The sequence below is a fragment of the Chryseobacterium sp. MMS23-Vi53 genome (assembly GCF_047651245.1).
Classification (GTDB): domain Bacteria; phylum Bacteroidota; class Bacteroidia; order Flavobacteriales; family Weeksellaceae; genus Chryseobacterium.
In genome coordinates, this window is sequence record NZ_CP180265.1 from 1,082,857 (window position 1) to 1,095,553 (window position 12,697).

General features: G+C 33.4%; 12 protein-coding genes. 2 read left to right on the forward strand and 10 right to left on the reverse strand.

The window, feature by feature from the left end; all coding sequences use genetic code 11:
* Positions 1-401 precede the first annotated feature (401 nt).
* Positions 402-674, forward strand: coding sequence for a hypothetical protein (locus tag ACKX2A_RS04820; protein ID WP_415327930.1), 273 nt, complete (start codon positions 402-404; stop codon positions 672-674).
* Between the two features lie 174 nt (positions 675-848).
* Positions 849-3,245, forward strand: coding sequence for a hypothetical protein (locus ACKX2A_RS04825; protein WP_415327932.1), 2,397 nt, complete (start codon positions 849-851; stop codon positions 3,243-3,245).
* Positions 3,246-3,541: 296 nt separating this feature from the next.
* Here ACKX2A_RS04825 and ACKX2A_RS04830 read toward each other — a convergent pair whose 3' ends face one another.
* The 10 genes from ACKX2A_RS04830 to ACKX2A_RS04875 form a co-directional block, all read right to left on the reverse strand.
* Complete coding sequence (locus tag ACKX2A_RS04830; RefSeq protein ID WP_415327934.1) at positions 3,542-4,792, reverse strand: hypothetical protein; 1,251 nt, start codon at positions 4,790-4,792, stop codon at positions 3,542-3,544.
* A 118-nt stretch (positions 4,793-4,910) separates the two neighbouring features.
* Positions 4,911-5,552, reverse strand: coding sequence for a leucine-rich repeat domain-containing protein (locus tag ACKX2A_RS04835; protein ID WP_415327935.1), 642 nt, complete (start codon positions 5,550-5,552; stop codon positions 4,911-4,913).
* 11 nt (positions 5,553-5,563) lie between these two features.
* Entirely contained in the window at positions 5,564-6,196 is a 633-nt protein-coding gene (locus tag ACKX2A_RS04840) for a leucine-rich repeat domain-containing protein (protein WP_415327937.1), read from the reverse strand.
* A gap of 12 nt (positions 6,197-6,208) precedes the next feature.
* Entirely contained in the window at positions 6,209-6,838 is a 630-nt protein-coding gene (locus ACKX2A_RS04845; protein ID WP_415327938.1) for a leucine-rich repeat domain-containing protein, read from the reverse strand.
* Between the two features lie 12 nt (positions 6,839-6,850).
* Positions 6,851-7,477, reverse strand: coding sequence for a leucine-rich repeat domain-containing protein (locus tag ACKX2A_RS04850; RefSeq protein ID WP_415327940.1), 627 nt, complete (start codon positions 7,475-7,477; stop codon positions 6,851-6,853).
* Between the two features lie 84 nt (positions 7,478-7,561).
* Positions 7,562-8,002 (reverse strand): lysozyme, encoded by a 441-nt coding sequence (locus tag ACKX2A_RS04855; RefSeq protein ID WP_415327942.1) that lies wholly within the window; start codon positions 8,000-8,002, stop codon positions 7,562-7,564.
* Entirely contained in the window at positions 7,999-8,562 is a 564-nt protein-coding gene (locus ACKX2A_RS04860) for a hypothetical protein (protein ID WP_415327944.1), read from the reverse strand. The genes ACKX2A_RS04855 and ACKX2A_RS04860 overlap by 4 nt, the downstream gene beginning before the upstream one ends.
* A 92-nt stretch (positions 8,563-8,654) precedes the next feature.
* Positions 8,655-9,971 (reverse strand): ATP-binding protein, encoded by a 1,317-nt coding sequence (locus ACKX2A_RS04865; protein ID WP_415327946.1) that lies wholly within the window; start codon positions 9,969-9,971, stop codon positions 8,655-8,657.
* A 35-nt stretch (positions 9,972-10,006) separates the two neighbouring features.
* Complete coding sequence (locus ACKX2A_RS04870; RefSeq protein WP_415327948.1) at positions 10,007-10,336, reverse strand: hypothetical protein; 330 nt, start codon at positions 10,334-10,336, stop codon at positions 10,007-10,009.
* Positions 10,329-12,548: a hypothetical protein gene (locus ACKX2A_RS04875; RefSeq protein ID WP_415327950.1), complete on the reverse strand. Its 2,220-nt coding sequence runs from the start codon at positions 12,546-12,548 to the stop codon at positions 10,329-10,331. The genes ACKX2A_RS04870 and ACKX2A_RS04875 overlap by 8 nt, the downstream gene beginning before the upstream one ends.
* Between the last annotated feature and the right edge of the window lie 149 nt (positions 12,549-12,697).

Consider the following 12,697-nt stretch of genomic DNA (forward strand, 5'->3'; position numbering starts at 1 on the left):
TTAAATTTTTACAGAATATAGAAGCGATTTTATAACGATTTTAATTTTAAATACAAGAAGCTGTTTCGAATGATCAGCTTCTTTTTTTTCACTAAAGAATTGATAATTAAAAATATTAATTTCCTTTTGTATTTCTAAAATAAGTGAAACGCCTTTGTTTATCATTAAACAGTTTAATTTTCAAAAAACTTTGTTTTCCTTGCAGTAATTATTTAAACGCAAAGCAAGACAAAGAATTATTAAAGCTTTATTTATAAATTAAGATATACAAAGATTTAAAAGAAACAACTAATTAAACATGATTAAAAAAATTGAAATCATCAGGCAAAAATTATTCGACGGAGACGAAAGAAAATGTTTATATGAAGTTTTTAAATTTAGAAATCAGGAAATTAAATTAATTGATTTTTTACAACAACCCACTAAGAGAACTAAAAAAGGAAATTGATGCAGAAAATTTTAATTTAATAATTAAGGAAAATAAATTTAACCTCATCAATAATTTTATTGAAAAATATACTTCTGAAAATGGATTGGAAATTTATTATCTGAAAAAGAATGATTTTATCTTTTTATTCTCTTACGGCGAGTATCAGCCCGGAAGATATATTCTATTTTTAGAAGCTATTTTGCAAAATATAAAACAAAAAACGGATAAAAATTTCAATTCTTAGCCAGATCAAAGTTAGAAAAACGTAAAAGGAAATATTATTTTCAATTAATTTGTAGGAACTAGGTAATATTTTAGTTAAAATCTCCTTAAAATTTAAAATTACAAGATAATTATCAATCTTTGAAGTCTTTAATTAAGTAATTTAGCACTGGATTATAAATGCGCAGAGATTTCTATGAAAAATATCTTCTTCCTATTGCTTCTTTCATCGGTACAGCCTGTATTGGCACAAACTAAACTGGAAAAAGCAATCACCAATCTTGAGAATAATTACGAACAGGAAAAAGTATACCTTCTTACCGACAAACCGCAATACGTCGCCGGTGACCAGATTTGGTTCAAAAGTTTTGTATTTGATGGCTATAATCGTACAACACTCTCTACCACTCTATTTGTGGAATTATACGATTCGGATAAAAAACTAATCGACTGGAAAATGATTCTTCTCACCAACGGTGAAGGCAGCGGAGATTTTAAACTTAAAGAAAATCTTCCGGAGCAGGTTTATTTTGTGAGGGCTTACACGCCTTATATGAATAATTTCAGTGAAGATTTCCAGATTGTAAAAACCATTCCTATTTATAATCCTAATGCGATTGAAAAACTGGAGGTTTCTAAAAATTCTGATTGGTCTGCCAAAGCTTTTCCTGAAAGTGGAAATTTTATCGACGGAATTCCTACAAAATTTGCTGTAAGATTATCTAGCGATGGCTCTTTGCCGGAAAACTGGAGCGGAAAAGTTGTGGACGCACAAAATCCAAATACAGCAATTACTACATTTAAATCTTTTGATAAAAATGTTGCTTCTTTTAAAATAACTCCGGCTTTAGGAAAAAAATATCAGGTTATTGTTCAGGATAATTCGGGTAAAAATAAAACAATAGATTTGCCTTCGGTGGCGGAAAGTGGCGCGAATCTGGAAGTTTCGAGTTCGAAAGAAGGAATTAAATATACTTTAAAAGGAATCAATTTAAAGCAACAGCTTCAAAATTATAAAATTGTTGGAACAATTAACAACCATCTTGCTTATAAAGCCAATATTTCACAGTTAACAAATGAAGTTTCGAGCCTTATTCCCGTAAAAATCAGCAATGGAAATAATGGTATATTGCAATTGGCTATCTTCGATGACCAGGACAACCTTGTAGCGAAAAGGCTTTGTTTTATTAAACCTAATAATTTAAAAATTGAAAAGGCGACAATTATCGGTCAAAGTTTGAAGGAAACTCCGAGAGCCTTCAACAGTATTGATCTTTCTCCTGAGACTTATTTTAAGAATTACACGGTTTTGGTAAGCGAAGATGATGGAAATAATGTAGAAGATGAAAATTTACTGAGTACCCTTTGGCTGACAGGAGATTTTACTTCAAAAATTGACAGTCCGGCTCAATATTTTTCTAAAACAGCCAACAGTGAAGCGTTAGATGCTTTGCTTATTTCCGAGAACTGGAAAAGATTTGATTGGAATTCCGTACTTAGCGGAACAGCTCCGACCATTAAAAATTCTCAAAAATTTCTTTCATACAGGGTAAAACCTCTTAAAGACAATGCTTTGATGAAGGATACAAATGTGAATTTAGTCTTAAAAGTGGGCGAAAATGAATCTTCTATCAATCCATTCAGAACGGATCAAAATGGATATGTTTATTTAAATAATATCAGCTTCGATGAACCTTTGAATATTTCATTATTCATCAATTCAGAAAAGGGTAAAGAGGTAAACACCGATAATTTATTCGTTACGGCTGAACCTTTGGTAAATCCAACGCCATTTAAAGGAAATTTACCTACCACAAAATACAAACTGGTAAAATCGGCTGATCGTAAAAATCTTTCTCAAACCATTGCAAGAGCCATTAATGTTCAAAAAAATAATAAAAAAACAGAGGATGTTGATGTTCAAATTGAAGAAGTAAAATTAACGGGTAAAAAGGCAGATCCGAAAGAAGAACTTGACAAACAGTTGTCTACAGGAATGTTTAGCTCTATGAACTCTACGATATTTGATTTTGTAAATGAAGATCAGCAAGCTTTTGGATCGGCAAATATTTTAGATTGGCTGCAAGGGAGAGCGGCGGGATTAACATTTCAGAGAGATAATTCAGGAGCGAATATACCTTACATTCGAGGTCAGAAAGCCAAGTTATATCTGGATGAAGTACAAACTGATCCTACAATGATTACGAGTCTACCCATAAGCAATATTGCGATGGTGAAAATCATTAAAGAATCCGGATTAATCGGGAATGCGGTTGCCATTTACACCATGAAAGGCAACATGAAATCGAAAAATAATGATAAGCCCACACAGAAAAACAATGCAGCAGTTATAAAAGGCTATGATAAACCTTCGGAATTCCCAATTGAAATGATTGATAATGATGATTCTACAAAGAAAATCGAAAGCGATACTCGAGAAACATTATATTGGAATCCTAATTTATTTGACACTGATAATATTCCGCCGAGAATTAAATTTTTCAATAATGACACGGCAAAACAGTATAAAGTTTTGATTATAAGTTTTGATGAGGATGATAATTTACTTTTTGATCAGGAAATTATGAAGTAAAAATGACTTAATATATTTGTTTAAAAAACCTTTTAAACTGGTTTTAAATTTTACCACAAAAGATACAAAAGCTATCTTAAAAGTTTTTTTTATTATCTAATAAAAAGTCCTCAAAAGAATAAAAATCAAAGATTTTTATTCTTTTGAGGACTTTTTTAAATTTAATAGTCAGCTTTAAATATTATCCAAATCTTTTGTGCCTTTTGCGGTAAAAAAAGCTTAAACAAGTTTTTTACAATAAACAAAAGAGACTATCCCTAAAGACAGTCTCTTTTTTATTTTTAATCTAATTTGAATTATTCATATTTAGAAAAATCAACTGCAAAAATACATCTGTTTACCTGACTTCCATTTTTTGCTCCTGCATTGGGTTCAAACTCCGTCAGGCTCCACAGATAATTATACTGAGATTCATAGTAAAGAGATTCTGCTCCATACGGCCAACGGTAACGTACAGTATCATCTGCTCCATCGGTATAACGGGCCAATCTTGCAGTCGAGCCATAAGATTCGCTTGGAGATCCGGTACAAGAAAGCCAAGTTCTGTTCCCTTTTCTGAATACTCCTTGTATTCCATGAGCGTGATTATCCGCAAAAAGACTATTCTTTGGAGTTACCGCAACAATTCCTGTGCTTTGAAGTGTTCCGTTCGCATCAACCGGGAAACCAAACACCTGAGGAACAATGCTTGCATCGGCACTGCCTGCATAATATTGCCCTGTCCAAAACTGAGTACCCTCATCATTCACCTGAATTGTGGAGAAAGGACTTGCGTTGTTGATCTTTTGATATCCGATCTGTGGCAAAATATATCTATAATTGAACGCATATAAATTCCCATTGGCATCTTTACCACATTTATCGTTGGTTATGTCGCCTGTGCTTACTTCAATTATTTTATTTAAATCGAATACTCGAACGCCCAAATTTGTACTGCTTAGATATATTTTACCTTTAAAATAAGCAATTCCACCCGCGTGTACATTCAATGGAGCGTAAGAACCATATTGTGAATAAGTTGTTACATTTGTCGGAACATCCTGCTGCACCAACAGAATATGACGGTACGTAAGATAAGTCGGAGAACTCGGACTGATGTCAATCAAAGTAATACGGGATCCTTTAAATTCTGCATCATCTTTGGCGTACCAGCTCACCAACAAATAACGAACACCATCTTTGGTAAAACCTGCTATTCCTTGCGGTCTCCAGATCGATGTCGTTTCATCATCGGTATTCCAGCGGATTCCTCTTACTCTGTTTTCTTCAGGGATATTGAATCCGTAAACTTCGGTGTAAGCACTTCCACCAATAGCCTGACGGTTTTTATCAACCTGAGATGGATTTAAGAAACTGAATCCAGAGTTGATGTAGCTACTTGTATCTACATAAGCATTTACACTTACGTCTGCAGCAGAGACTTTACCTGTGTTGTTTTTTGATGAAATCTCTTTCTCTGCTGAAATTGAGGAAAATTCATCATTTTGGCATCCGATGGAGGTTACTGCAAGCATAAGCATCCATCCAAGTAGTTTTTTTTGAATCATAATTAATTTTGTTTGTTTTTAATAGCTTTTATATTGCTTGCGAAACTATCGGATTCTTTTCTTATTCAGATCACGATATTATGAATTATGTATTAAATTTATGATTCAAATATCCCAATTATGGATTGAATTGTCGGTAAGTAATGACTGCTGTTGAAGGAATTCCTGCAATACTTAAATCTAAACCTGCGGGAGCTGAAACGGTTTGTAATGAGGAAATGGCAAAACCATCCTGTCCTACAGATTTTACAGAATTGGGAATGTTTAAATGTAATAAATTGGCACTTCCATATATTGAAAAAGCTAAAGAACCAATCGTTTCTATACCTTCTTCCAAAATTAGCTCGGAAATATTCATAGAACTACTTTGAAACGCTCTTGATTCAATAGTTTTACAACTCCCTGGAATTCTCAAACTTCCTCTAAAATACTGTAGTGAAAAAGCTCCAGTTTTTATTTTTTCTAGGGAATTTGGAAATACAATTTTTGTGATAAAATTTTTACCGATTCCAGTAAAATTAAAACTATTTGTCCCAATAACTTTTGTACCTTCCGGAATAATAACGGTTTTAGCCATCCCCAATAGTTCAGTATTGTCTGTAGAAGAATATATAAATTCTTCTGTTGCTAAAATCCCCAAAGATTCCTGAGGAATTTTTTCTTCCTTATGCCAATAAGAATCCATCCACTCCCAGAATTCATCCTGTGTGGGTTTATCCCCTTCTTCAAAATAAAGTTTTAGTTTTTCTTTTGTTATCATAATTTATTTTTTTATCTATAAGTGATGGTTGCTGTCGCAGGAATTCCTGCGTTACTTAGATCTAAACCTGCAGGAGCTGAGACTGTTTGAAGTGATGAAATTGCAAATGCATTTTGTCCAACAGATTGTACAGTAGTAGGAATGTATAAATCTTTAACATTTGAAACTCTACCGATAGAAAAGGCATAATCTCCAATAGTTTCTAAACCTTCATTAAGGATAATCTCTTCCACTGAATCACTGCCATTGATATTATTTCCTTGATTTGCAAATGCTGAACTACCAATAATTTTAAGAGTTGAAGGGGTTTTAATACTCTTTATATTTTGAGTATTAAAAGCACTGTTTTCAATTACCTCCAAACCTTCATTAAAATTTACTTTAGTAATTTGATAGGACATTCCCATGTATGAATATGAAGATCCTAGTATTTTTTTTATATTTTTGGGAATAGTAAGCTCGACTGACGATCCTTGCAGATTTCCATTTACGATAAATGGCACTATTTTCTCAATAGATTCAACAGAGTCTAGAGAAATTTTATCTTCCATATGCCAATAAGAATCCATCCACTCCCAGAATTCATCCTGTGTTGGCTTTTCTCCGTTTTTAAAATAGGGTTTTAATTCTTGTCTTGTTTTCATTGTATCAATTTTTTAACTATCATTAGAATCTGTTGTTCTATACGTAATAACTGCGGTTGCTGGAATTCCGGCGTTGCTTAAATCTAATCCTGCTCTTACAGAAACGTTTTCAAGAGAAGGAATAGCGAAGGCGTTTTCTCCAACAGTTTGTACAGAATTAGGAATATATAAATCTTTTATAATGGTTGCTCTATTACAGTTAAAAGCATAATTTCCAATAGTTATTAATCCTTCATTTAGAATAATTTCTTCTAAAGAATCATATCCATTAATCATATTACCTTGATTTGCAAAAGCTGCTATACCAATAATCTTCAGTGTAGACGGCGTTTTAATGCTTTTAATATTTTGACTATTAAAAACCCCACTTTCAATTTCTTCTAATCCTTCATTGAAAATTACTCTTGTAATTTGGTATGACATACCTGTATAAATGTAGGATCCACTGGTAATTTTTTTTGCATTTTTAGGAATCGTAAGCTCAATTGAAGATCCCTTAAATTTATCTCCATCAAAAAGAGGAATCACCCTTTCTATAAGTTCCTCTTTATGCCAATAAGAGTCCATCCATTCCCAGAATTGACTTTGCGTTGGCCTATCTCCTTTTTCAAAATATTGTTTTAGTTCTTCTTTTGTTTTCATTGTATTCAATTTTTAGCTTGGAAGTGGTTCTGATGGTCTAACGATAATAACTGCTGTCGAAGGAATTCCGGCATTGCTTACATCCAATCCTGATGGTATGGAAACTGTTTCGAGTGATGGAAGTGCAAAAGCATTATGACCAACTGTCTGTACAGAATTGGGAATAAATAAATCTTTAACTTTAGAACTTGGACAATTGAATGCGTAATCCTCAATAGTAGTTAATCCTTCATTCAGAATAATTTCTTCTAAAGAAGTACCTGTTCCATTTACTGTATCTGCTTGGTAAGCAAAAGCATTATTTCCTATAACTTTTAGTGTAGAAGGAGTTTGAACCCTTCTTATATTTTGTCCAAAAAATGCTCCTCCAATTTCTTCCAAACCTTCATTAAAGTTCACTTCATTTATTTGATAACTCAGTCCAGTAAATTGGAAAGCCCCTTGTTTAATTTTTTTTACATCTTTCGAAATAGTAACAGATATTGCATGTCCAATCAGCATATCATCACTCATCATAGGAATAATCCTTTCCACAGTTTCTTCCTTATGCCAATAAGAATCTATCCATTCCCAGAACTGGCTTTGTGTTGGTCTATCTCCTTTTTCAAAATATTGTTTTAGTTCTTCTTTTGTTTTCATAAATTTTGTTTTGATTAATTATTAATTGTTTCAAGCCTTTTATTTTCGCAATTTTTCAGCCTTTTTAGTCAACACTTTTAGATGCTATTTTGTAAAAAACAAATCTGCCTCCGCCTTTCTTCTTCTTATCAAACCGTTCAAAATTTTTCCTCCGGCTGTAATATATCTCGAAGTAAACCAATCGAGAATGGCCGCTGCAGCTGCATTTTTATTGATTAAAGAAAATAAAGTATCAGACCCTCCTGTGTTATAGGTATGAGATACAAGCGCATCAAACTGATTTTGGGTAAGCGCAACTTTAATCTTATTATCAACAATTTTTTCATAAGTCGGTAAAACAGATGAAAATAATTCGGCTCCTTTTTCTTTGGTAATTGACGGATCTTTCATCGTTACTTTTTTACCACCGGGATAATAGGTATTTCCATAGCCAATTGTCGGAATACCCGCAGAATCCAGATAAGGTTTGGCACTGAAGCCTTCAAACGATAAAATTAAATTGATTCCTTTTTGTGATGTTTTCATTTTTTTAAATATTTATAGGTGAAAAAAATCAGGATTAAAGTGATTCCGATAATGGTGATGAAAATCCAGGCGGCAAGTTCAAATCCGTTTACTTTTATCTTTTGGGTTTCCTCAGAAATTGCAGACGACACTTCTTTGATCTGTTCTTTCGAAAAATCTTTTTGAATAGAATCCTGAACGATTTGGATAGATTCTTTTTTTACAATCTCCGATTTTTTGTTGTCTGCTTTTGCATAACGATTACTGATTAAATATTCCGCATTTCCCAGGATAGAAATACTTTGGATAGTATCTTTTCCAACAATATTGTGAAAAATAAAGGGATTAACTAAATCAGAATGCCCTTTAATCGATATATTTCCGGATATTTCGTTCTTCTCTTCCTGCAGAGAAGCATCAGTCGATTCATTTTGAATAGCTTTTGAGCTTTGAAAGCCGGAAGAATCAACTTTTACTTTTTCGGTTTCCTTTGTATATTTTTTATGATCTGTTGTAATTTTCTGCTTACTTCTACAACCAAATGCAATACTCATTAGCGAGATCAGTATTAAGGTTTTCATTTTCATTAGTTTTATTTTTAAAATTGAACGAATTCCGAAGCTTTTCTCCCGTTAACTAGCCACGAGAAAAAAGCTAACTGAAATTCAATGTTTTATTTAAAGATTTTATCTTCCTTCACATATTCTTTTTTGATGCTTTCCAACAACATTTCCAAGCTCACTTTATATTCCGGATCCTGTAATGCAATTGCTTTTAAACTTACATCCTGAATGATGTTCATAATATTGGAACCTGAAAGCTCATATTGCTGGGCGATTTGGTCTAAATCGATATCCACAAGCTGCAATTGTTCCGGAAGATTTTGTTGCCAGATACGCAGACGCTCTTCATGCTTTGGATTATTGAATTTTATGCAGCTATGAAAGCGTCGCGTAAAGGCTTTATCCATATTATTTTTGAAATTGGATGCCAAAATAATAAGCCCTGAAAAAGATTCTATTTTTTGCAGCAAATAAGAAACTTCCTGATTGGCATATTTATCGTGGGCATCTTTCACATTGGTTCTTTTTCCGAAAATAGCATCTGCTTCATCAAAAAATAAAATCCAGTTTTTATTTTCTGCTTTGTCGAATAATTTAGCCAATTGCTTTTCTGTTTCTCCGATGTATTTTGAAACCAACATAGAAACATCAACTCTGAAAACAGGGCGTTTAGTGTACTTCCCTAAAAGACTGGCTGCCAAAGTTTTTCCAGTTCCAGGCTCACCGTAAAACAACACTCTAAAACCCGGTTTTAGTTTTTTCTGCATATCCCAATCTTTCATAAGAATCTGGCTGCTGTTGTACCAAGCTTCAATTCCTTGGAGCTCATTTAATGTAATTGGAGGAAGTATTAAATCACTCCATGATCTTCGGGTATGTATTTGCTCTGCAGGAAAGTCGTTGCTCATTTTCGGTAATAAATCAATTCCGAAAATAATCTTATTAAAAGCCTCCTGATGAACACTTAATGGGCTGTTCATTGGTGTATGATCATGAGGAGAGCTAGGAAAAACGATGAGTTCTTCTTTAATCAAAATTGAATTTGAATCGAAAAATTCTAATGATTTTAATCTTTCTGAAATATTATCTCCACCTAAAATATACTGAACAGTTTGAATCGTAGGATAAAACAGTCTGCCATTGTCACTGACTGAACAGAAATCGAACAACACACTATTTGGAAATTCTAAATAAATGCGTTTCAACAATGATGAATCCAATCTTGGTAATAATGCCATTAATAAAATGATAACTTCCTGATGAGCAAGCCCCTTCTTCACAATATAATCTCCTAATTGAAAGCCTTCATGGTCATTAGTTTTAAATTCAGGAGCTCCTATGTTAAAATATTCTGAAGAATTGTTGATACGCCATGTAATAACTTCTTTTAAATGTGTAAATAATTTTTGTATTTGTTCTGATTCCATTGGTTTTTTAGTTTTATAATTTTTTTTGACGTATTTTAAATCTTCTTCAGCTTTGCATTTTCGGATCTCAATTGTTTATTGATGCGCTTATGGAGAATAATTTCTTTTTTTAAAAGATTGATTTTTGTCTCTAAAACATCAGAAAATTCATTAAACTTTTCCTGATAAAGATTGGCTAAATCATCGGCTTCCTTACTGAAAATCAATAATATTCCATCATTCTCGGATTTTTCATCCTCATTATACGTATCGCTTTTTTTTGAATTTGAATCAATTCTGCTTTTAAAAAGAGAAACTATTTGGCTGATGGTTCTTATATTTTCTCTGAACAACTGAATCATTTTATTTAAGTAAATTTTAAGCATAAACATAGATTTCAATAACTCCAAATTGCTCTTCAAAATCAACCCCTGATTTACTGTCTACATCAAAAATATTAATGGACAAGGAATCATCTGATACCCTTACAGAATGACATTCGGGATACATTCCATTCCTACTTGTATTAATTTTGCTGTTAATCCAAACTCTGTTTTCAGGAAATGCACCCTGCAGCTTTCCTTCGATACGTCCTGTTCCGGTTCTATTCCATTGGATGTTACCTATCGTATTTTCCAGTTCTATAAATGCAGGCTCAAAAGTTGAACTTGTATTTCTTAATAATGCTCTGTAGATTTTATAGTTTTTTCCCGTCTCCTGAAGCCTGTCTTCCACCCATCTTTTTTGTACAAATGAATTGTCTTCGTAATTGTCACCATAATAATCAGAACCAACAATACCGGGACCGTATGTAGGTGCTTTTACATCAATTTTATCTTGCCATTCCGTTAGGTTAATATATTTTCCATTATCTCCCATGCCTTGGGACACTGTTATTTGTGATGGATTAATAAGAACTTCACTTCTTTCGCCATTTGATGTATTTCCTGAAGTCATCGTTGTAAATCCGTCGGAAACTGTAATGACAGCAGATCCGCTTTTTATAGCTCCTCCTCCTTCAGTTGAAAATTCAATTTCTCCGGAAACAGGTTTCCCTGCGACAGTTCCGGATAAAGGAATACCCTCTACTCTATCGATCCACCCAAATTGTCCGGATGCGTTTCCAACAAAAGATTTATTATAAGTAGCATCTCCCGCAGGAATATACCCTGGATTAATAGAAAATGAACCATTAAACTTCACCCATCTCTGAAGAAAATCTCCTGTAATTAAAGCCATTGCCAAAGTTCCCTGCTGAAAACTTCCAAAAGCACCTTCTGAGGTATTATTATATCCCGTCCAAGTATTATTGGAGTGGATAATAAGTTTATTAGCCAAAGCGCCATCATTAATACCTGCTCCAATACCAATTAATATGTTGTTTTGTCCTGTTACTCCTTGCCCTGAAGACGCACCAATTACGATATTACGGTCACCCAAAGCACTGGTACTGGCAGCCTTGTAGCCAATAAGTGTATTTAGATTTCCTGTTGTAGTATTATATCCGGATGCTGTTCCTACTAATGTATTTTTGAATCCTGTCGTTACTTTGTTTCCTGATTCTTCTCCAAGCATAACGTTGCAGTTCCCAGATACTGCGTTTTGCCCTGCAACTACTCCTACGAAAGTATTAAATGAACCCGTTGTAAGCTCCTGTCCTGAAGCCGCTCCAAGAGCTACATTATTTGTTCCAGTAGTTACTTTAGACAAGCAATTGTAGCCAAATGTATGATTGTAAATACCTGTATGATTTGGATTAATATTTCCCCAAAAGAAAGAATATGTTGATGGGTTAACACCTATTGCTCCGTATGTACTTTGTGCACCATTTAGAAAAGCAATCGGTTTAGGAGAATAAGCATCTCTATTGACAACTGTAGCCAACGTTTCATCCGCCAGTGCTTCTGTTGTAGTAACTCCGGATGCTCTTTTGATATAAAATTTTCCGTCTGTAAGAGGTTTTTCAAGTTTTTTATTCAATTCGGTCTGAAGTCCTTCTACCATTCCGATGGTAACATTAGAGATTCCTGTAGGCAGATAATTGTTTTTATATGTTTTTTCACCTCCTTTAAACATGTAAAGTGAATAATTTCCAGCATTTACAGGAATGGCAATAAAATCATTTTTCTCAAAAGTATAAGCTGAAGAGTGTCCTGCAAAATCAATAATACTTGCTTCTGATGCCTCGATAAGTGTTGTTAAGCCTAATGCTTCAATTTTTTCTGCTAGAATTTTTTTATCATTATTCACAAAGTCATTCAAAATCATATACTTGGAATCACTTTGGTTTTTAGTAAAAACATTTCCGATATTATTGGCATCATCAATTGTTGCAAGATTTTCCGGCAGTTCATCGGATCCTCCAACTCCTAAAGTTGTTTTCCATGCTTGAATATTATTGCTATCCAGATTTGCTGCATTTTTATCTGCTTTATTCTGTATTGAATTATCTAATCCCGTTATTGAGCTCGTAGGAATAGAATCGAATTTGTGCCAGAATGACGACCAGGAAGCCTGAAATTCATCCTGTGTGGGATGATCTCCGGTTTGGAAATAGGTGTATATGGTATCTAATGATATTGGCGTTTTATTATCCATTTTTTTGTTTTTAGAATTATAGAGTGAGACATTGCCTATTATTTAGTATAGTGGCAATTGATAATTTTGGTATTAGGAAATTCCTTTAAGTAAAGTATGGTAAAAAGAATCTGCAAAACATTGTTCTTTTACTAAAACTGTTTTGCATA

What these genes read in the sequence shown, in the direction of transcription:
- ACKX2A_RS04840 (WP_415327937.1), bottom strand. Translation starts at nt 6,196, where the DNA reads ATGAAAACAAGACAAGAATTAAAACCCTATTTTAAAAACGGAGAAAAG.
- ACKX2A_RS04835 (WP_415327935.1), bottom strand. Translation starts at nt 5,552, where the DNA reads ATGATAACAAAAGAAAAACTAAAACTTTATTTTGAAGAAGGGGATAAA.
- ACKX2A_RS04865 (WP_415327946.1), bottom strand. Translation starts at nt 9,971, where the DNA reads ATGGAATCAGAACAAATACAAAAATTATTTACACATTTAAAAGAAGTT.
- ACKX2A_RS04825 (WP_415327932.1), top strand. Translation starts at nt 849, where the DNA reads ATGAAAAATATCTTCTTCCTATTGCTTCTTTCATCGGTACAGCCTGTA.
- ACKX2A_RS04870 (WP_415327948.1), bottom strand. Translation starts at nt 10,336, where the DNA reads ATGCTTAAAATTTACTTAAATAAAATGATTCAGTTGTTCAGAGAAAAT.
- ACKX2A_RS04855 (WP_415327942.1), bottom strand. Translation starts at nt 8,002, where the DNA reads ATGAAAACATCACAAAAAGGAATCAATTTAATTTTATCGTTTGAAGGC.
- ACKX2A_RS04845 (WP_415327938.1), bottom strand. Translation starts at nt 6,838, where the DNA reads ATGAAAACAAAAGAAGAACTAAAACAATATTTTGAAAAAGGAGATAGG.
- ACKX2A_RS04850 (WP_415327940.1), bottom strand. Translation starts at nt 7,477, where the DNA reads ATGAAAACAAAAGAAGAACTAAAACAATATTTTGAAAAAGGAGATAGA.
- ACKX2A_RS04875 (WP_415327950.1), bottom strand. Translation starts at nt 12,548, where the DNA reads ATGGATAATAAAACGCCAATATCATTAGATACCATATACACCTATTTC.
- ACKX2A_RS04830 (WP_415327934.1), bottom strand. Translation starts at nt 4,792, where the DNA reads ATGATTCAAAAAAAACTACTTGGATGGATGCTTATGCTTGCAGTAACC.
- ACKX2A_RS04860 (WP_415327944.1), bottom strand. Translation starts at nt 8,562, where the DNA reads ATGAAAACCTTAATACTGATCTCGCTAATGAGTATTGCATTTGGTTGT.